The following is a 20,204-nucleotide window of genomic DNA, read 5'->3' as shown; positions in this document are numbered from 1 at the left end:
CGATAAACAACCGTTAGTTAATAAACAGCGATAAAAAAGGCAGGATTATCCCCTGCCTTTTAGCCATTCACCGTTAAGCGGCTATTTTGTAATCGCTAACAAGGGCGTTTGTCCAGCGACTACCTGTTTTTCTGCTTTTAACGTAAGGTGAGCATAGTCTTCGCTATTACTGACCACAATTGGACTAATCATTGAAGGAGCGTGCTCAGTGAGAAAAGCGAGGTCCATTTTTAAAATCGGTTGACCTTGCACGACTTCAGCGCCCTCTTCCACTAACCGCTCAAATCCTTTTCCCTTAAGAGCTACCGTATCTATTCCCATATGTACGATGATTTCTATTCCTTCCTCTGACTCGAGACAAAAGGCGTGATTTGTGGCAAAAATTTTAACAATGGTTCCTGATAAGGGGGCCACCACCAGCTCATCCGTTGGATTAATCGCGACGCCGTCACCAACCGCTTTGGATGAGAAAGCGGCATCAGGAACCTGTTCCAGCATGACGATCTCACCGCTAACTGGGGCAACTAAGGTCGCTAGCGCTGGCAGCTGAGAGTTGATTGTCATTTCAGGCACGACAACTTCTTCGACCTTAGATGAAACGGTTTGCGTCGGTAAAACCGCGCCAATTGGGCCTTTTTTACTCACCGCTTTCATCGCGTCAGCAATAGCTTCCGCTTGGGTCCCCACGACAATTTGTACACTCTGTTTGTTAAGGTGCAAAACGCCCGAAGCCCCTAGTTTTTTTGCCAAAGCATCATTCACTTTGTCGGTATCAACCACTGAAAGACGTAAACGCGTAATGCAGGCATCAATGTTTGTCAGGTTACTTGAGCCACCCACCGCAGCAATGTAGCGACGCGCAAGCGATTCGTTACGTGACTCCCCTTCCTCGCCTTGGCTAATACTCTCCTCACCCCCTTCCATTTCACCCATGTCTGCTTCGGTTTCTCGCCCCGGCGTTTTAAGATCAAACTTAAGGATAGTGAAGCGGAATACCACGTAGTAGATAACGAAGAAAGCCAAGCCTTGCGGAATCAGCATATACCAATGGGTAGCCAGCGGGTTACGAGAAGAGAGAATCATATCGACTAACCCCGCACTAAAACCGAAGCCAGAAATCCAATGCATTGACGCCGCGATAAAGACCGAGATCCCCGTTAAGACGGCGTGAATAACAAATAAAACGGGCGCAACGAACATGAATGAAAATTCAAGCGGTTCGGTAATACCTGTGAAGAACGCAGCAAATGCAGCAGCAAGCATTATACTACCTACTTTGGCGCGGTTTTCAGGGCGGGCACATTGCCAAATCGCTAAGGCAGCGCCCGGTAAGCCAAACATCATTACGGGGAAGAATCCTGCTTGGTAACGACCCGTTATCCCAACAACTCCGGTTCCTTGAGCGATAGATTTCGCTCCTCCCAAGAAGTTAGGAATATCATTTATGCCTGCAACATCAAACCAGAATACGGCATTCAGTGCGTGATGGAGGCCTACCGCAATTAAGATACGGTTAAAAAAGGCATAAATCCCCGCCCCGAGTGCACCCATTTTCTGGATGTGAATACCAAATTCGACTAAGGCATTGAATACTAACGGCCAGATATACATTAAAATGAAGGCCACCACGATCATTAAGAATGACACTAAGATCGGTACTAAACGACGACCACTAAAAAATGAAAGTGCCTTAGGGAGTTCTACATGGCTGTAACGGTTGTAAACCTCGGCTGAGCAAATACCGACTAGAATACCGATAAACGGATTTTTAATTTTCTGGAAAGCTAAGGGGACTTGGTCTACTGGTATTTGCTGGATTAAGCTCACGGCGTTCGGGGCACATAAGTTTGTTACGACGAGAAAACCGATAAAACCGGTCAGTGCCGCCGCCCCGTCTTTATCCTTGGACATCCCATAAGCAATCCCTATTGCGAAAAGCGCTGGCATATTATCAAGAATGGCCATACCCGATGTGGTGAGTAGCGCAGCGATAGCATTATTGGGATGACTACTACTTTGTTCAATCCAATAACCAATCCCCATTAGTATTGCCGCTGCGGGTAAGGTCGCCACTGGCACCATTAGCGCCCGCCCCACGCGTTGTAAATAATTTAATAAACTCACCTTGAACCCCTCAGCTGCGTACGAATTATGATAAAGATAATGGCTGAATGGCCGTACCCCTTTTGCACCACTCACCAACACCCTATTAAAGAGTTAATTAATTTTCTTCGCAAATTAAACTATCTATTTTTATGATAACCATCAACAATTTCATGTTTAAAACTGGATATAAGTAGCCTTTAATGGCCACTTATTTTATTATTAAAAATATCATTTCTCGCGTCCGGCAGTACGTCAATTTTCAGGGTGTGAAATTCTCCGGTTACCGAGTCTTTTTTCCATGCATCAACGAGGTAAATATGCGATTGATTCCACTCGCTTATGCGGAACAAGTTGGCCAATGGGCTGCGCATCATATCGTCAAACGTATTAATGCTTTTCAACCCACCGCCGGGACGCCCTTTGTCTTAGGATTACCGACAGGGGGCACTCCACTACAGACCTATAAAGCGTTAATCGCACTCTACCAAGCAGGAAAGGTAAGCTTTGAGCACGTGGTCACGTTCAATATGGACGAATATGTAGGATTACCACAAGAACATCCTGAAAGTTATCATAGTTTTATGCATAAAAACTTCTTTGATCACATCAATATTCGAAAAGAGAATATTAACTTACTCGATGGCAATGCAGAGGATGTCGAAGCAGAGTGTCAGCGGTATGAACAAAAGATCCAATCTTACGGTAAAATCCACCTTTTTATGGGGGGAGTCGGTAATGACGGTCATATTGCTTTTAATGAACCCGCTTCATCACTCGCTTCGCGCACAAGGATTAAAACCTTGACCCATGAAACGCGACTCGCTAACTCTCGATTTTTTAATAACGATATTAATGCCGTACCTAAGCATGCGCTAACCGTTGGCGTCGGAACGTTACTTGACGCACAAGAAGTGATGATTTTGGTGACAGGCAGTGCCAAGGCCCTTGCCCTGCAAGCGGCTGTAGAAGGTAATGTTAACCATATGTGGACCATCAGCTGTTTACAGCTCCATCCTAAATCACTGATTATATGTGATAAATCTGCAACAATGGAGCTTAAAGTCAAGACGGTAGATTACTTCCAAGAGATGGAAGCCGATAATATCAAAAATGTTTAGATACAACGGATAACTCTAGATTATCCGCTTGGGAGTAAAAAATGTATGCACTAACCGAGGGTCGTATCTTCAGCGGCTCGCAAATATTTGATAATCATGCGCTGGTGATTGATGGAGAGAAGATTGCCGGAATTTACCCGATAACCGATCTTGATTCGACGATTGAGCGCCGCTCGGTGGCTGGCGCGCTAATTGCGCCAGGATTTATCGATCTTCAACTGAATGGTTGTGGTGGCGTGCAGTTTAGTGAGCAACTGAGTGCATTAAGTATTGACACGTTAAGCCAGATGCAGCGCACTAACGAAGCCTCAGGTTGCACTAGCTTTTTACCCACGCTTATCACCAGCAGTGATGAAATGATGAAGCAAGCCGTGGAAACTCTGCATTGCTGGCTTTCTCGCCATCCCAATCAAGCTCTAGGCTTACATTTAGAGGGACCTTGGTTAAATAAAGAGAAAAAAGGCACACATGATGCGGCGTTAATTCGTTCCCCCACCCCAGAATTGGTGAACTATCTGTGTGAGAATGCAGCAGCGATTAGTAAAATTACCCTTGCTCCAGAATGTGTCCCTCATTCAGTAATTAAACAACTCGTCGCCGCCGGTATTATTGTCGCTATCGGTCATTCAAACGCGACTTATGAACAAGCGATGGCGGGATTTGATGCGGGAATTACTTTTGCTACGCATTTATATAATGCGATGCCCCTCCCCGCGGGTAGGGCGCCCGGAGTGATAGGCGCAGTATTCGACTCCCCGTCAGTGTACTGTGGTATGATTGCCGACGGTCATCATGTGCATTACGCCAGTCTACGTACTGCACAGAAACTTAAACAAGCACAGGCAATTCTAGTCACCGATGCAACGGCACCTGCTGGATCGACTATTGACCATTTCACCTTTGCAGGTAAGACCATTTATTATAAAGATGGTTTGTGTGTGGATGACCAAGGTACATTAAGTGGTTCGGCTCTCACTATGATTGAGGCGGTTAAAAATAGCGTCCAGTATCTTGGCGTTCCCCTTGATGAGGCATTAAGAATGGCAAGCCTCTACCCCGCAAGAGCGATTAACGTTGATCACACATTAGGGTCGCTACAGGCGGGTAAAATAGCCAATATCGTTGTTTTTACATCCGGTTTTGAAGTAGTTAAAACCATCGTCAATGGTGAGACAGTTTATCAAAGGTAATGATTGGTATGCCTAACAGCGGTGCTGCACAAATTGGTAATGTTGACCTGGTCAAGCAACTCAACGGCGCGGCAGTTTACGGCCTCATTGATCAGCATGGGCCGATTTCCCGTATTCAAGTCGCGGAGTTAAGCCAATTGGCGCCCGCTAGTGTGACCAAAATCACCCGCCAATTATTGGAACGTGGCCTTATCAAAGAGGTAGAACAGCAAGCCTCTACCGGAGGAAGACGGGCCATATCTATTGTTACAGAGACACGCCCTTTTCATACCGTAGCCATCAGATTAGGGCGAAAAGATGCGACCATTGCCCTATTTGATCTTGGAAGTAACATCCTCGTTGAACAGAGTTATCCTCTAGAGGCAGAGACTCAAGAAGTATTACAGCAGCAACTGTTCGCCATTATTGAGCGATTTATCGCTGACAATAAAAGTATTATTCGTGAATTAATTGCCATATCAGTGATTTTACCGGGGTTGGTTGACCCTGAAAATGGTAAAGTTCGCTACATGCCTCATATCGTGGTCGACCAGTGGCCGTTGGTCGAAGCCCTGCAAAAAACCTTTACGTTAGCGAGTTTTGTCGGACACGATATTCGTAGTCTTGCCCTTGCTGAATACTATTTCGGCGCAGGTAGCGATTGTTCAGATTCATTATTGGTGCGAATTCATCGCGGGGCTGGTGCCGGCGTAATCATTAACGAAAATATTTTTGTGGGCCGTAATGGTAATGCCGTCGAAATTGGTCATATACAGGTTGACCCACTTGGTGAACAATGCGCTTGTGGCCACTTCGGTTGTTTAGAAACGGTCGTCTCGAATCCTGCTATTGAGAGAAAGGTTAAACAACTTCTGCAAACTGGGCATAAAAGCCATCTCACCGTAGAAAACTGTACCATCCACGATATCTGTCGCGCCGCCAACCTTGGCGACCCACTGGCGACAGAAGTACTTAAACATGCTGCACTCACCCTCGGTAAAGTCATTGCCTCCACAATTAATCTCTTTAATCCCCAAAAAGTGATTATCGCGGGGGAGATCACTGCCGCAGATGCTATTCTTTTTCCTATCATACAACGCTGTATCGATACCCAGACACTTAATGCTTTTGGCGAAAATTTACCCGTCGTCAGCTCCCAACTCGGTAATCGTTCTGCAATCGGCGCTTTTGCATTGGTAAAGCGTGCTATGTTAAACGGTAAACTACTCCAGCATCTTTTGGATGATGGGGGGAAAATCCCTAGCTAGTCCGGACTATTAGGAAGATGGATATGACACTTAAAAATGTGATTTGTGATATTGATGGCGTACTGATGTACGATAATAAAGCAGTTGAAGGGGCTGGGGCTTTTTTGCACCGCTTGATTGATAACGACGTCCCTGTAGTATTACTGACTAACTATCCTTCCCAGACCGCACAAGATCTTGCTAATCGCTTTCACTCTGCGGGAATTGAAGTTCCAGCCTCCCTGTTTTATACCTCCGCCATGGCTACAGCCGATTTCCTCAGCCAACAACCCGGTAAAAAAGCCTATGTTATCGGTGAAGGTGCACTGGTTCATGAACTGTATAAAGCGGGTTTTACCATCACTGATGTTAATCCTGATTTCGTGATCGTCGGTGAAACTCGTTCCTATAATTGGGAAATGATGCACAAAGCCGCTTATTTCGTTGCTAACGGCGCTCGCTTTATTGCGACGAATCCTGATACACATGCCAAAGGATTCGTTCCAGGCTGTGGAGCGCTATGTGCTGGTATCGAAAAAATTTCAGGGCGTTCACCATTCTATGTCGGTAAACCTAGCCCTTATATTATCCGTGCGGCGTTGAATCGCATTCATGCGCATTCCGAAGAAACTATCATTATTGGTGATAATTTACGCACCGATATTCTCGCGGGCTTCCAAGCAGGTTTGAAAACTGCACTGGTACTTTCCGGTGTCTCACAACAGCAAGACGTTGAAAATGTCCCCTTCCGTCCTGATTGGATTTTTCCTTCGGTCGCCAGTATTGATCTCGCCGAGCTAAATTAAGTTTATTAGGCCTTTCAATCGAAAGGCCTTCTTTTATAAAAATTGTATAAAAAACGCCATTCAATAAATAAAATCTAATTTTAATGTATTTTTATTAGATAAAATCAAATAAATCTCCTTGAGCCATATCTATTTTATTCTTTTTTGTGAAACTGCTTGCATTCAATCACCCAAATAGCGCATTTTCTTATACAAGGTGTCTGGGAAAGGCCCAAATCAATAACTTAAACGCAAAATAGCTATCATCACTGGATGAGTTCAGGAGTAGAAATATGTGTTCGATTTTTGGTGTACTGGATTTACAAACAGAGACAACTGAATTACGTAAGAAAGCGTTAGCGCTTTCAGGATTAATGCGTCATCGTGGACCGGACTGGTCAGGCATTTTTGCTGACGACCATGCTATTCTAGCGCATGAACGCCTCTCGATTGTCGATGTAAATAATGGTGCCCAACCTCTCTATAACGCTGATCGAACGCATGTCTTAGCCGTTAACGGTGAAATTTATAACCATCATAGCTTACGCAGTGCGTTACAAGACAAATACGCGTTTCAAACGGGTTCTGACTGTGAAGTCATTTTGGCGCTCTACCAAGAAAAAGGCTTAGATTTCTTGGATGACCTGCAAGGTATGTTTGCGTTCATCCTTTACGATACGGTCAAACAAAGCTGGCTGATTGGACGTGACCATATCGGGATTATTCCTCTGTATTATGGCCATGATGAACACGGTAACCTCTTTGTCGCTTCGGAAATGAAGGCCTTAGTGCCAGTCTGTCGGACTATCAACGAATTCCCTCCTGGCAGCTACATGAGTAGTGAAGATCATCAGATTCATCGTTACTATCAACGTGACTGGATGGAGTACGACAATGTCGCTGACGCTGTGACTGATAAAGCTGCACTGAAAGATGCTTTGGAAGAGTCGGTAAAAAGTCACCTGATGTCTGATGTGCCTTATGGAGTGTTACTCTCTGGTGGGTTGGACTCATCAATCATTTCCGCTATTACTAAGCGCTTCGCCGCTAAGCGCGTGGAAGATGCTGATCAAAGCGATGCATGGTGGCCACAACTGCACTCTTTCGCCGTAGGATTAAAAGGTGCGCCAGATCTTAAAGCCGCGAAAGAAGTCGCCGATGCCTTAGGTACCGTCCACCATGAGATTAACTTCACCGTACAAGAAGGCCTTGATGCCATCAAAGATGTGATTTATCACATCGAAACCTACGATGTGACAACGATTCGCGCCTCAACCCCAATGTATTTGATGTCTCGTAAAATCAAAGCAATGGGGATTAAAATGGTACTTTCCGGCGAAGGGGCTGACGAGATTTTTGGGGGTTACCTCTATTTCCACAAAGCGCCTAACGCTAAAGAGTTCCATGAAGAGAACGTACGCAAACTTGCAGCACTGCATATGTATGACTGCGCACGCGCTAACAAAGCGATGTCAGCGTGGGGGGTCGAAGCACGCGTACCTTTCTTAGATAAGCAGTTTTTAGATGTGGCAATGCGTATCAACCCTGCAGATAAGATGTGTGGCCAAAACGGCAAAATGGAAAAACACATTTTGCGTGAATGCTTTAGTAGCTACTTGCCAGAGAGCGTTGCATGGCGTCAGAAAGAGCAATTCTCTGATGGTGTCGGCTATAGCTGGATCGATTCTCTAAAAGAGGTCGCCGCCCAGCAAGTGACGGATCAGCAATTGGCGACAGCTAGCTACCGTTTCCCTTACAACACCCCAGTGTCGAAAGAAGCGTATCTTTACCGCGACATTTTTGAATCACTCTTCCCTGTGGCGAGTGCGGCAGAATGTGTGCCTGGCGGCCCTTCTGTTGCCTGTTCTTCTGCAAAAGCCATCGAATGGGACGAAGCATTTAAAACAATGGATGACCCATCAGGGCGTGCAGTGGGTGTTCACCAATCCGCTTACTAAGTTTCCCTACCAACTCCCATTAAACCCTCGGTTACGAGGGTTTTTTTTCGTCTTAGCTTTATTGTGATTCGGGAAAAGAGCAGAATAAATTCAGTATTTTGGTTAAGTTGCCATCAGCTTGCGTATTCTGCAACCAAACAGAACTTAATTTAATAAAAAGCTTAAAAAAGTGGTTGACCGAGTCAGTGCAAATTAGCATAATGCGCCCCGCAACGCCGACAAAGGTAGCGCAAAAGAATAAAGATGGCTACGTAGCTCAGCTGGTTAGAGCACAGCACTCATAATGCTGGGGTCACAGGTTCGATTCCCGTCGTAGCCACCATCTTTAATGCGGAAGTGGCGAAATTGGTAGACGCACCAGATTTAGGTTCTGGCGCCGCAAGGTGTGCGAGTTCAAGTCTCGCCTTCCGCACCATTTTGTACTATCTTAAGAAGCGAAGCATGTTGGGATATCGCCAAGCGGTAAGGCACCGGTTTTTGATACCGGCATTCCCTGGTTCGAATCCAGGTATCCCAGCCAATCAATGTTTTACAGACTATCGAAATTGGGATATCGCCAAGCGGTAAGGCACCGGTTTTTGATACCGGCATTCCCTGGTTCGAATCCAGGTATCCCAGCCATCGACTGTATAGCACTGATTAAAGGCTACGTAGCTCAGCTGGTTAGAGCACAGCACTCATAATGCTGGGGTCACAGGTTCGATTCCCGTCGTAGCCACCATCTTTAATGCGGAAGTGGCGAAATTGGTAGACGCACCAGATTTAGGTTCTGGCGCCGCAAGGTGTGCGAGTTCAAGTCTCGCCTTCCGCACCATTTTACATACCAATAGTTGTAATGAATCCAATTGGGATATCGCCAAGCGGTAAGGCACCGGTTTTTGATACCGGCATTCCCTGGTTCGAATCCAGGTATCCCAGCCATTCATTTTTTCTCTCCCCCTATCAAATTCTATTGGGATATCGCCAAGCGGTAAGGCACCGGTTTTTGATACCGGCATTCCCTGGTTCGAATCCAGGTATCCCAGCCAAAAAAAACGCCAACTCTCGCTGACGTTTAATCGCTTTTATAAACCTAACGCATAACTTAGGGCTTTACGTTTTAACCATCCCCCACGTTGCGCAGCCATCAAACCCACATTCCTTATGATTTCTAATGGCGCATGTTGGTTGCTGAAGGCAAAATAAAATAGATCCATACCTGTTTGCATAACCAAATTGTCAGCGTGGCGCTTGCGCTGATAACGCTTTAATGTCTCAACCCGCCACCAAGGTAGTGTCGCACGGCGCGCGGCAACCAATACATCAATCAGAGCATCCACGTCTCGATAGCCGAGGTTAACTCCCTGTCCCGCTAAAGGGTTAATGGTGTGAGCCGCATCTCCCACTAATGCAATACCTGATTTAACATAGGCTGTTGCATGCCGACGAGTTAAAGGAAAAGCACCGCTGCGTAAGGTCTTCACTTTTCCAACACAAGCGGGAAAGTGCTGGACGATCTCTTGATCTAATTGTGTTGGGGTAAGTTTATTTAGTTGTGCGATGCGCGCGGGACTGTCGTACCACACTAACGATGCATAGTGATCGTAAAGGGGTAAAAAAGCCCGAGGGCCGTGCGGCGTAAACTGTTGCCAAGTCGTATCTCCAGGATCATTTTCGCACTCCACCGAAATCAGCATGCAAGCTTGCTGATAATCCCACCCTTGAATACCAATACCTGCGCCTTGTCTAACTTGAGAATGCGCGCCATCCGCTCCAACTAACAACGAACAGCTAATCTCAGTGCCTTGATCTAAGGTCACAGCCCAGGTTTCCTGATCAGGAAGATAGGTCATGGTATCGAGCGCCGCGGGGGAGAATAATGTTACTTCTAAGGCTTGCATCCGCTCCCACAGTACCCGCTGCAATACTTGGTTCTCAACCATAAAGCCCAATTCGGGCAAGTTAAGAAGCGCCGCACTAAATTCTGTTTTAGCGCTTTGCCATTCCCACGTTTCTAATTGACGGTAAGGAGCACAACGCCTAGACAGAATCTCTGACCAAGCCCCAATCTCTTGCAGCAAGGCAACAGAGGTTCGACTGATAGCAGAAATTCTTACATCAGGCTGAGAGGAAGGATCATAGGGTTCAGGCTCACGGCGTTCGATCACGGCCACACTAAAGTTTTGTTGCCTTAAGCCACAGGCTAAAGCAGCGCCAACCATGCCTCCCCCGTTGATTACCACATCAAAATGCGCTGTCTGCATAGCATATCCTCTACAACGAAACGCTTTCTTCGCGCTTAGTAAAAGTAAGTTAATCTCTATAGTGTACCGTAATTTTCATGGTAAACAGATTATCCGTTATACTGGTCACAACAGCAGCAAAGCATTACAATATGTGCCTAGCCGATCCTTGCACTAAATCAATGGCCCGTTCGATGACGAAAAAATTACATATTAAGACCTGGGGCTGCCAGATGAACGAATACGATTCATCCAAAATGGCAGATCTCCTTAACAGTACTCATGGTTTTTCTTTAACCGAAAATGCTGAAGAAGCAGATGTGTTACTCCTTAACACCTGCTCCATTCGCGAAAAAGCCCAAGAGAAGGTATTCCACCAACTTGGTCGTTGGAGAGCCTTAAAAGAGCGTAATCCTGAACTGATCATTGGTGTGGGCGGTTGCGTCGCCTCACAAGAAGGTGATCATATTCGTCAACGTGCGCACTATGTTGATATTGTTTTTGGCCCACAAACCTTGCATCGGTTGCCAGAGATGATCAATAGCGTGCGGGGAAACAAGAGCCCGGTCGTTGATATCAGCTTCCCAGAAATCGAGAAGTTCGACCGCCTGCCAGAACCACGAGCTGAAGGCCCTACTGCCTTTGTATCAATTATGGAAGGCTGTAATAAATATTGTACCTTCTGTGTTGTGCCCTATACCCGCGGTGAAGAAGTCAGTCGTCCTTGCGATGATATCCTGTTTGAAATTGCCCAGTTGGCGGCGCAAGGTGTTCGTGAAGTTAATCTTCTGGGACAAAACGTGAACGCCTATCGCGGTGAACATTATGATGGTGCAATTTGTACCTTTGCTGAATTAATCCGATTAGTAGCCGCCATTGACGGTATCGACCGGATCCGTTTCACCACCAGCCATCCTATCGAATTTACTGACGATATCATCGATGTTTATCGCGATACGCCAGAATTAGTCAGCTTCCTGCACTTACCAGTACAAAGCGGGGCTGACCGTATTTTAATGTTGATGAAGCGCGCGCATACTGGCTTGGAGTTTAAAGCTATTATTCGTAAGCTTCGTGCTGCACGTCCGAATATCCAGATCAGCTCCGATTTTATCATCGGCTTCCCTGGTGAGACACAAGAAGACTTCGAACAGACCATGAAGTTAATTGCTGATGTCAACTTCGACATGAGCTTCAGCTTTATCTATTCTGCTCGCCCAGGAACCCCGGCTGCAGACCTGCCTGACGATGTTAGCGATGAAGAGAAAAAACAGCGTCTTTATATCCTACAAGATCGTATTAATCAGCAAGCGCAGGCGTGGAGCCGTCGTATGTTGGGCACGGAACAACGCGTCTTAGTAGAAGGTACGTCGCGTAAAAATGTGATGGAACTTTCAGGGCGTACCGAAAATAACCGTGTAGTGAACTTTGAAGGAACACCAGATATGGTTGGTAAATTCGTCGATATCGAAGTCACCGATGTGCTGCCTAACTCATTACGCGGTAAAGTTGTGCGTACAGAAGATGAGATGGGACTGCGTGTCGTTGAAAGCCCTGCTTCCGTTATCGCCCGTACCCGTAAAGAAAATGAGCTTGGCGTAGGAGTGTTCCAGCCCTGATCCTTCGTCTGAATACTCGTTGCTAATAGAAAGAAATACGTTTTATTGGCTCATCTTTATAAAGCCCTGTGATAGTCAGGGCTTTTTAATGCCCTTGACTCTTGTATCTGTGGTCATCAATTTGTAAACCTAACCGAGATTAAGGACCTACAATGACTGAACAAGACAGCCCACTACCGCAATATCGACTTCTCACCGGCCCCGACGATGCCAGCTTTTGTCGCCGAGTATCTGAAATGTTAGATAATGGCTACGTCCTCTATGGCTCTCCCTGCCTTGCCTGGGACCCAGCAAAGCAATGTATGATGGCTGCACAAGCTATCATCCTCAAAGCCCCCTAACCCTCTACAATAGGGTGTTACTGACGATTTACCGTCTAAATCACTATAAAGTTTAATCCTCGTTGCGAGAGGCGTAGACTTACTCTTCAACGCCTAAAAAAAGCAGATAAAAATCTCTCTCGATGCTTAGGGAAAGCATACTAAAACTCAGCGTTGAGGAAGGTAAATGATGAATAGGTCACGAAAAAGCAATCTATGCCTTACGACTCCGCTATTCAACGCTATGCTAATGGAGAAACCCTATTTTTCATTATGAGGCTCATATGAAAGTTATAGCATCGTTAATGCCAATACTCTGTTTAGCTTGGTTGCCTGCCGCTATGGCGGCCCCTGAGGGAACATTAAGCGTACATATTCTTAACCAGCAAACCGGTAAACCCTCTGCAGAGGTCACTGTCATCCTCGAAAAGAAAACTGACACAGGTTGGCAGAAATTAGCAACCGCTCAAACCGACAGTAATGGCCGTATCAAATCTCTGTATCCGCAGGATTCTGCAATGGATAAAGGCGTCTACAAAGTCACTTTTGAAACTGGGGACTACTTTACGAAACATAAGCAATCAAGTTTCTTCCCTGAAATCCCAGTCATTTTCAGCGTCTCACAGGAAAATGAAAAGCTCCACATCCCTCTATTATTAAGTCAGTATGGTTACTCGACCTATCGGGGAAATTAAGGTTTCTAGGCTTCACCAATAAAGTGAATAGCTACCCCAGTGCCGCTGCGGTGAACGCCAGAAATAGGGTTCACCTTGTTTTTACAGATTGTGCCCCCACTTCTGGGAGATAGCTTGCATCCGATGCACACAGCATAAATAATCTTACTTATTATGCTTCATTCCAACCGTCGGTAACCGATCGACCCAAGTGATAAAAGAGGACAAATTTGACTATTGAAACCCGTGAAATCACACTTGAACCTGCCGACAATCAGCGCTTACTCAGCCTTTGTGGGCCTTTTGATGACAATCTGAAACACATTGAGCGCCGATTAGGTCTCGAAATTAATCGTCGCGATAATCAATTCAAACTCGCCGGTCGTGGGCAAATCGTCGCGGCAGCAGAAAATATCTTAAAAGATCTTTACGTCGATACCGCACCGGTTCGCGGTCAAACTAAAGATATTTTACCTGAGAATATCCATCTGGCGATTAAAGAGAGTGGCGTACTAGAACAGACTGCCGATAGCGTCCCTAACTTTGGTAAAGCCATTAATATTCAGACACGTCGTGGCGTGATTAAACCGCGCACACCTAATCAAGCTCAATATCTCGCCAATATTTTTGGTCACGATATTACCTTCGGGATTGGTCCAGCCGGTACGGGAAAAACCTACCTTGCTGTTGCAGCCGCTGTCGATGCGCTAGAAAAGCAAGAAATTCGGCGTATTTTGCTCACCCGCCCCGCGGTAGAGGCAGGAGAAAAACTCGGCTTTTTACCAGGGGATTTGAGTCAAAAGGTCGATCCTTACTTACGTCCCCTGTATGATGCACTCTTCGAAATGCTTGGCTTCGAACGTGTCGAAAAGTTAATCGAACGTAATGTGATTGAAGTCGCTCCCCTCGCCTACATGCGCGGACGTACGCTGAACGATGCATTTATTATTTTGGATGAAAGTCAAAACACCACTATCGAGCAAATGAAAATGTTCTTGACGCGGATTGGCTTCAATTCTAAGGCGGTCATCACCGGAGATATCACCCAGATTGACCTACCGCGTAATGCTAAGTCCGGTTTAAAACATGCTATTGAAGTGCTATCAGAGGTTAAGGAATTAAGCTTTAACTTTTTCCATAGTGAAGATGTCGTGCGGCATCCCGTCGTAGCACGTATCGTGACCGCCTATGAAGCATGGGAAGAAGCCGATCAGCAACGCCGTGCCGAACGCGCGGAAGAAAGAAAGCGTGAAGCACAAGCCCCTCTTCAGGAAAACTAATGGAACAAGACGTTATTTTAGATCTACAGAATGTATGCGCCTCAGTAGAAGGTTTGCCGACTGAGGCACAATTTCATCGCTGGCTGACTGCCGCTGTCAGCCCGTTTCAGCCAGTGAGTGAAGTCACTATCCGTTTAGTGGACGAGGCAGAAAGCCATGAATTAAACCATACTTGGCGAGGTAAGGATAAACCGACAAATGTGCTATCCTTTCCTTTTGAGGCCCCACCCGGCATTGAAGACTTTCCGCTATTAGGCGATTTGATCATCTGCCGCCAAGTTGTTGAACAAGAAGCGGTGGAGCAGCACAAAACGCTTGAAGCGCATTGGGCACATATGGTGATCCATGGTAGCCTACATTTGCTGGGTTACGACCATATTGTCGATGAAGAGGCGGAAGAGATGGAAGCCTTGGAAACCGAGATAATGCTTGCGCTGGGTTACACTGATCCGTACATTTCTGAAAAAGAAGCCTAGAAGCTGTAAGAGGTGGTAAGTGTCGTTGTCCTTGCCACCAAATTTTACTTAACGAGAGATCTAAATAAAACCGCCATGAGCGACGACCATTCTCAAAATAATGATACCCCTAGTAATAAAAAAGGATTTTTTTCATTACTCCTCAATCAGCTTTTTCATGGTGAACCGAAAAACCGTGATGAATTGCTAGAACTGATCCGAGATTCAGAACAAAAAGATCTGATTGATGAAGATACCCGTGACATGATCGAAGGCGTGATGGATATCGCGCAGCAACGGGTTCGGGATATCATGATCCCTCGCTCACAAATGGTCACACTAAAACGTGATCAAACACTAGATAGCTGCTTGGATATCATTGTTGATACTGCGCACTCTCGTTTTCCTGTCATCAGCGAGGATAAAGACCACGTTGAAGGCATCTTAATGGCCAAAGATCTGCTGCCTTTCATGCGCAGCGATGCCGAAGCCTTTAGCATCGAGAAGGTGCTTCGCCCTGTGGTCGTCGTTCCAGAAAGTAAACGTGTTGACCGCATGTTGAAAGAGTTTCGTTCACAACGCTATCACATGGCTATTGTCATCGATGAATTCGGCGGTGTCGCCGGTCTGGTAACGATTGAGGATATCCTAGAGCTTATCGTGGGTGAGATTGAAGATGAATATGATGACATCGAAGATGCTGATGTCCGTCAGCTCAGTCGCCACACTTATACGGTAAGAGCGCTTATGTCCATCGACGACTTTAATCAGCAATTCGATACTACTTTCAGCGATGACGAAGTGGATACTGTAGGAGGGCTCGTGATGCAAAGCTTTGGTCACCTTCCCGCTCGTGGTGAGAGTATCACGATTGACGGCTACCAATTCAAAGTCGCCGTAGCCGATCGTCGTCGTATCATTCAAGTGCATGTCCGCATTCCTGAGGATGCCCCCCCTATTACTCTTAGCGACGACTAATGCTTATGGCAGTCAGTAAATTTATCGATAGACAATCGATTCGTCTTCTCCTTGCTCTAGTTACGGGTGCCGTTGGCACCCTTGCTTTTTCCCCTTTTGATTTCTGGCCTGCTGCCCTCGTTTCATTATTTGGGTTGCAATGGCTTACCACTCACCGTAAAACCGGACAAGCTGCCGCAATTGGTTATTGCTGGGGCATGGGGTTATTCGGTAGCGGAATTAACTGGGTCTATGTCAGTATTGCGACGTTCGGAGGGATGCCTGGCCCTGTTAATGTCTTTTTAGTGATACTGTTAGCCGCTTGGCTATCGCTCTTTACCTTACTCTTCGCTTTAGTCATAAACCGCTTCTGGCCCAAAGCCAATAGCACGCGCCTACTATTGGCCGCGCCGGCATTATGGCAAGTGACGGAGTTTTTACGTGGCTGGGTACTTACGGGCTTCCCTTGGCTACAATTTGGCTATAGTCAAATTGATGGCCCACTTAAAGGTATTGCACCTCTCGCTGGGGTTGAAACGATCAACTTCCTGTTGATGGTGATTGCTGGTGCACTGGTCCTCGCACTCCAACAACGCCGTATCCGTTACCTTATTGCGGCGGTAGGCGTACTACTCGTTTGTTGGCCGCTGCGCTACATTCATTGGGTCCACGAACAGCCTGAACGTAAAACCACCGTCGCCTTAGTACAAGGTGATATCGCTCAGAGTATGAAATGGGATCCCCAGCAGCTTTCGCGTAGCTTACAGACTTATACTCGCTTAACCGCACCGCAAATTGGTCATGCAAAACTCATTATCTGGCCTGAGTCGGCTATTAGCGATTTAGAAAGTAATCAGCAAGCGTTTTTACAGCAACTCGATGATGAACTCCGTCAAGGAGGGAGCTTATTAGCGACAGGAATCGTGGATTCACGTTTAATGTCCGATAACCGTTATCATGATTTCAATACGGTCATTACCTTAGGCAATCAATCGCCCTATAGCTATTACAGTCCTGACCGCTATCAGAAGAACCATCTCGTTCCGTTCGGTGAATTCGTTCCTTTGGCCTCACTGTTACGGCCCCTTGCCCCCTTCTTCGATTTACCGATGTCTGGCTTTAGTCGAGGCGCCTACTCGCAATCCCCGCTCTATCTTGGGGGATACCAGCTGACCACCGCAATCTGCTACGAAATTGTCTTAGGTCAGCAGGTACGCGATAACCTCCGTCCAGATACCGATTTTCTCCTGACCGTCTCTAATGATGCATGGTTCGGCCACTCGATTGGCCCTTGGCAGCATTTTCAGATGGCCAGGATGAGAGCGCTTGAACTAGGTAAACCTCTGTTACGCGATACCAACAATGGTATTACCGCGGTGATCGCGTCAAATGGCGAGGTGGTCAAACAATTGCCGCAGTTCCAGCCTAACGTGCTTACCGCAGACATTACGCCTACACGCGGTGCGACACCTTATGCTTTGACCGGTAATATCACCATTTGGGTCATCAGCTTACTTAGCGCTATCGTCGCTCTTAAACGGCGTAAAAAGCCCCACTAATGGGAGCCTCTTCGGAGGCTCTCCCCTCGACAAATGACGACTTACAAGAATTGGCAGTTGTTGCGCGGCAGCCTTATGGGTATGCTATGCGGATCTAAGTAAAGTCATTGTATCAAGCCCCGCGCTTATTAATAAGGATCACTGGCCGCCATGCAAGAGCAATACCGCCCGGAAGAGATAGAATCACACGTTCAAGCCCATTGGGATGAAAAAGAAACCTTCAAAGTGACAGAACAAGAAGGTAAAGAAAAATATTACTGCCTATCGATGCTTCCCTATCCTTCTGGCCGACTCCACATGGGGCACGTGCGTAACTACACCATTGGTGATGTGATCGCCCGTTATCAACGTCTCCAAGGTAAAAACGTCCTTCAACCTATTGGTTGGGATGCTTTTGGCCTTCCGGCTGAAGGTGCTGCGGTTAAAAACAATACCGCCCCCGCGCCTTGGACTTATGAAAATATCGATTACATGAAGAACCAGTTAAAATTACTGGGCTTTGGTTACGATTGGAGCCGCGAATTAGCGACCTGTCAGCCAGAATATTACCGTTGGGAACAATGGTTCTTCACCAAGCTTTATGAGAAAGGCTTAGTTTACAAAAAAACCTCCGCGGTTAACTGGTGTCCGAATGACCAAACCGTCTTAGCAAATGAGCAAGTGGTAGATGGATGCTGCTGGCGTTGCGACAGTAAAGTTGAGCGTAAAGAGATCCCGCAATGGTTTATCAAAATCACCGATTATGCAGAAGAGCTACTTAACGATCTTGATACGTTAGAAGGTTGGCCTGAACAGGTTAAAACCATGCAGCGTAACTGGATTGGTCGTTCCGAAGGAGTGGAAATTACCTTTGCTGTCGCTGATCGTACTGATACCTTGACCGTCTATACTACTCGCCCAGATACCTTTATGGGAGCAACCTACGTTGCTGTCGCAGCGGGCCACCCATTAGCTCAAGAAGCGGCGGCACAAGATCCTGCTTTAGCTGCCTTTATCGAAGAGTGTCGTAATACCAAAGTTGCCGAAGCTGAGATGGCCACTATGGAGAAAAAAGGGCACCCAACCTGCTTCCATGTTATTCACCCTCTTACGGGTGAGAAATTACCATTATGGGTCGCTAACTTTGTCTTAATGGAATACGGTACAGGCGCAGTCATGGCTGTTCCTGCTCACGACCAACGTGATTGGGAATTTGCCAGCAAATATCAATTAACCATTAAACCGGTGGTCTGTGACGAAGAAGGCAATGTCCCTGATGTCAGCCACGAGGCGATGACTTACAAAGGTCGCTTAATTAATTCTGGTGAGTTTGATGGACTCGACCATACTGCAGGCTTCAACGCGATTGCTGAGGCGCTCGCCGCAAAAGGCGTAGGAGTTCGTAAAGTTAATTACCGTCTGCGTGACTGGGGTGTTTCCCGCCAACGCTACTGGGGTGCACCTATCCCGATGGTCACACTGGAAGATGGTACGGTAGTTCCAACACCAGAAGACCAACTACCGGTCTTACTGCCTGAAGACGTTGTCATGGACGGTATCACCAGTCCAATTAAAGCCGACCCAGAGTGGGCGAAAACAACGGTTAACGGTCAGCCGGCCTTACGCGAAACAGATACCTTTGATACCTTTATGGAATCATCTTGGTATTATGCTCGATATACCTGCACAAACTACGATAAAGGGATGCTCGACCCGGCAGCAGCTAACTACTGGCTACCGGTTGACCAATATATTGGGGGGATCGAACATGCCATCATGCACTTGATGTATTTCCGTTTCTTCCACAAGTTATTACGTGATGCAGGCTTAGTAAATTCCAATGAGCCAGCGAAACGCCTTCTTTGCCAAGGTATGGTGCTAGCGGATGCCTATTATTATCTTGGCGCAAATGGTGAGCGTAATTGGGTCTCCCCTGTCGAAGTAACCGTTGAACGCGATGAAAAAGGCCGTGTCACTAAAGCGACTGATAATACTGGTCGTGAAGTGATCTATGCGGGCATGAGCAAAATGTCCAAGTCGAAGAATAACGGTATCGACCCACAATTGATGGTTGAACGTTACGGCGCAGATACCGTGCGTCTGTTTATGATGTTTGCCTCACCTGCAGAGATGACGTTGGAATGGCAAGAATCTGGCGTTGAAGGCGCTAATCGCTTCCTTAAACGTGTTTGGCGTTTAGTGCACGAGCACACCAGCAAAGGGGCTACCGCAACCTTAAATGTTGATGCGCTAAATGAGGCACAAAAATCACTACGCCGCGAAGTGCACAAAACCATCGCTAAAGTGTCTGACGACGTGGGGCGTCGCCAAACGTTCAACACAGCAATCGCTGCGGTGATGGAATTAATGAACAAGCTTACTCGTGCTTCACAAGAGAGTGAGCAAGATCGTGCGTTGATGGACGAAGCATTAAACGCTGTTGTGCGCCTACTCTACCCCTTTACGCCGCATGCCTGCTTCGTACTGTGGGAAGCTTTGGGCCAAACCACAGCTATTGATGAAGCACAATGGCCAGTCGCTGATGAAGACGCTATGGTTGAGGATAGTGTCGTGATGGTGATTCAGATTAATGGCAAAGTACGTGCCAAAATTAATGTCGCCGCCGATGCCACACAAGAGCAAGTACAAGCCCTTGCTGCAGAGGAACATTTGGTCGCGAAATATTTAGACGGTGCGACCATTCGTAAAGCCATTTTTGTCCCTGGCAAGCTGTTAAACCTAGTGATCGGGTAATC

Annotated in this window: 15 protein-coding genes and 8 tRNA genes; 21 read left to right on the top strand and 2 right to left on the bottom strand. The window is 46.6% G+C overall.

Going from position 1 to position 20,204, the window contains the following annotated elements; all coding sequences use genetic code 11:
- Positions 1-81: 81 nt before the first annotated feature.
- Positions 82-2,082, bottom strand: a complete 2,001-nt coding sequence (nagE, locus tag QJR74_RS04885; RefSeq protein WP_304373964.1) for an N-acetylglucosamine-specific PTS transporter subunit IIBC — start codon at positions 2,080-2,082, stop codon at positions 82-84.
- A gap of 341 nt (positions 2,083-2,423) precedes the next feature.
- Here nagE and nagB point away from each other — a divergent pair, with 341 nt between their 5' ends.
- From nagB to QJR74_RS04820, 13 genes are all read left to right on the top strand, one after another.
- Positions 2,424-3,224, top strand: a complete 801-nt coding sequence (gene nagB, locus QJR74_RS04880; protein WP_304373458.1) for a glucosamine-6-phosphate deaminase — start codon at positions 2,424-2,426, stop codon at positions 3,222-3,224.
- A 41-nt stretch (positions 3,225-3,265) separates the two neighbouring features.
- Positions 3,266-4,414 carry an N-acetylglucosamine-6-phosphate deacetylase gene (gene nagA, locus QJR74_RS04875; RefSeq protein ID WP_304373457.1) on the top strand — a complete coding sequence of 383 codons (1,149 nt, stop codon included), beginning with the start codon at positions 3,266-3,268 and terminating at the stop codon, positions 4,412-4,414.
- A gap of 8 nt (positions 4,415-4,422) precedes the next feature.
- Positions 4,423-5,661 carry a DNA-binding transcriptional regulator NagC gene (gene nagC, locus QJR74_RS04870; RefSeq protein ID WP_304373456.1) on the top strand — a complete coding sequence of 413 codons (1,239 nt, stop codon included), beginning with the start codon at positions 4,423-4,425 and terminating at the stop codon, positions 5,659-5,661.
- Positions 5,662-5,684: 23 nt separating this feature from the next.
- On the top strand, positions 5,685-6,446 hold the full coding sequence (locus tag QJR74_RS04865) for an HAD-IIA family hydrolase (protein WP_214221460.1): 762 nt from the start codon (positions 5,685-5,687) through the stop codon (positions 6,444-6,446).
- Positions 6,447-6,718: 272 nt separating this feature from the next.
- Positions 6,719-8,383, top strand: a complete 1,665-nt coding sequence (asnB, locus tag QJR74_RS04860; RefSeq protein ID WP_304373455.1) for an asparagine synthase B — start codon at positions 6,719-6,721, stop codon at positions 8,381-8,383.
- Positions 8,384-8,628: 245 nt separating this feature from the next.
- Positions 8,629-8,705, top strand: a tRNA-Met gene (locus tag QJR74_RS04855).
- 8 nt (positions 8,706-8,713) lie between these two features.
- Positions 8,714-8,798: transfer RNA gene (locus QJR74_RS04850), tRNA-Leu, on the top strand.
- 30 nt (positions 8,799-8,828) lie between these two features.
- Positions 8,829-8,903 (top strand) — tRNA-Gln (locus tag QJR74_RS04845).
- Positions 8,904-8,929: 26 nt separating this feature from the next.
- A tRNA-Gln gene (locus QJR74_RS04840) sits at positions 8,930-9,004 on the top strand.
- Positions 9,005-9,027: 23 nt separating this feature from the next.
- Positions 9,028-9,104 (top strand) — tRNA-Met (locus tag QJR74_RS04835).
- Positions 9,105-9,112: 8 nt separating this feature from the next.
- Positions 9,113-9,197, top strand: a tRNA-Leu gene (locus tag QJR74_RS04830).
- 32 nt (positions 9,198-9,229) lie between these two features.
- Positions 9,230-9,304: transfer RNA gene (locus QJR74_RS04825), tRNA-Gln, on the top strand.
- Between the two features lie 32 nt (positions 9,305-9,336).
- Positions 9,337-9,411: transfer RNA gene (locus tag QJR74_RS04820), tRNA-Gln, on the top strand.
- Positions 9,412-9,447: 36 nt separating this feature from the next.
- Here the strand turns inward: QJR74_RS04820 and ubiF are convergent.
- Positions 9,448-10,626 (bottom strand): 3-demethoxyubiquinol 3-hydroxylase, encoded by a 1,179-nt coding sequence (ubiF, locus tag QJR74_RS04815; RefSeq protein ID WP_304373454.1) that lies wholly within the window; start codon positions 10,624-10,626, stop codon positions 9,448-9,450.
- Between the two features lie 173 nt (positions 10,627-10,799).
- Here ubiF and miaB point away from each other — a divergent pair, with 173 nt between their 5' ends.
- From miaB to leuS, 8 genes are all read left to right on the top strand, one after another.
- Complete coding sequence (gene miaB / locus QJR74_RS04810; protein ID WP_304373453.1) at positions 10,800-12,224, top strand: tRNA (N6-isopentenyl adenosine(37)-C2)-methylthiotransferase MiaB; 1,425 nt, start codon at positions 10,800-10,802, stop codon at positions 12,222-12,224.
- A 152-nt stretch (positions 12,225-12,376) separates the two neighbouring features.
- Positions 12,377-12,565 carry a DUF1737 domain-containing protein gene (locus QJR74_RS04805; protein WP_304373452.1) on the top strand — a complete coding sequence of 63 codons (189 nt, stop codon included), beginning with the start codon at positions 12,377-12,379 and terminating at the stop codon, positions 12,563-12,565.
- A 263-nt stretch (positions 12,566-12,828) separates the two neighbouring features.
- Positions 12,829-13,239: a hydroxyisourate hydrolase gene (uraH, locus tag QJR74_RS04800; protein WP_304373451.1), complete on the top strand. Its 411-nt coding sequence runs from the start codon at positions 12,829-12,831 to the stop codon at positions 13,237-13,239.
- A gap of 209 nt (positions 13,240-13,448) precedes the next feature.
- The gene (locus QJR74_RS04795; RefSeq protein WP_304373450.1) at positions 13,449-14,498 is read left to right on the top strand and encodes a PhoH family protein; all 1,050 of its coding nucleotides are present in this window, start codon (positions 13,449-13,451) and stop codon (positions 14,496-14,498) included.
- A complete protein-coding gene (gene ybeY / locus QJR74_RS04790) occupies positions 14,498-14,974 on the top strand; it encodes an rRNA maturation RNase YbeY (protein WP_304373449.1) in 477 nt (158 codons plus the stop codon). The genes QJR74_RS04795 and ybeY overlap by 1 nt, the downstream gene beginning before the upstream one ends.
- Before the next feature lie 75 nt (positions 14,975-15,049).
- The gene (corC, locus tag QJR74_RS04785) at positions 15,050-15,931 is read left to right on the top strand and encodes a CNNM family magnesium/cobalt transport protein CorC (protein ID WP_304373448.1); all 882 of its coding nucleotides are present in this window, start codon (positions 15,050-15,052) and stop codon (positions 15,929-15,931) included.
- Between the two features lie 5 nt (positions 15,932-15,936).
- Entirely contained in the window at positions 15,937-17,469 is a 1,533-nt protein-coding gene (lnt, locus tag QJR74_RS04780) for an apolipoprotein N-acyltransferase (protein ID WP_304373447.1), read from the top strand.
- Between the two features lie 150 nt (positions 17,470-17,619).
- Positions 17,620-20,202, top strand: a complete 2,583-nt coding sequence (gene leuS, locus QJR74_RS04775; RefSeq protein ID WP_304373446.1) for a leucine--tRNA ligase — start codon at positions 17,620-17,622, stop codon at positions 20,200-20,202.
- Positions 20,203-20,204: the final 2 nt, after the last annotated feature.

It is taken from the genome of Tatumella ptyseos (assembly GCF_030552895.1).
In the GTDB taxonomy this organism is placed as follows: domain Bacteria; phylum Pseudomonadota; class Gammaproteobacteria; order Enterobacterales; family Enterobacteriaceae; genus Rosenbergiella; species Rosenbergiella ptyseos_A.
This window is presented reverse-complemented; position numbering and strand designations above follow the sequence as displayed.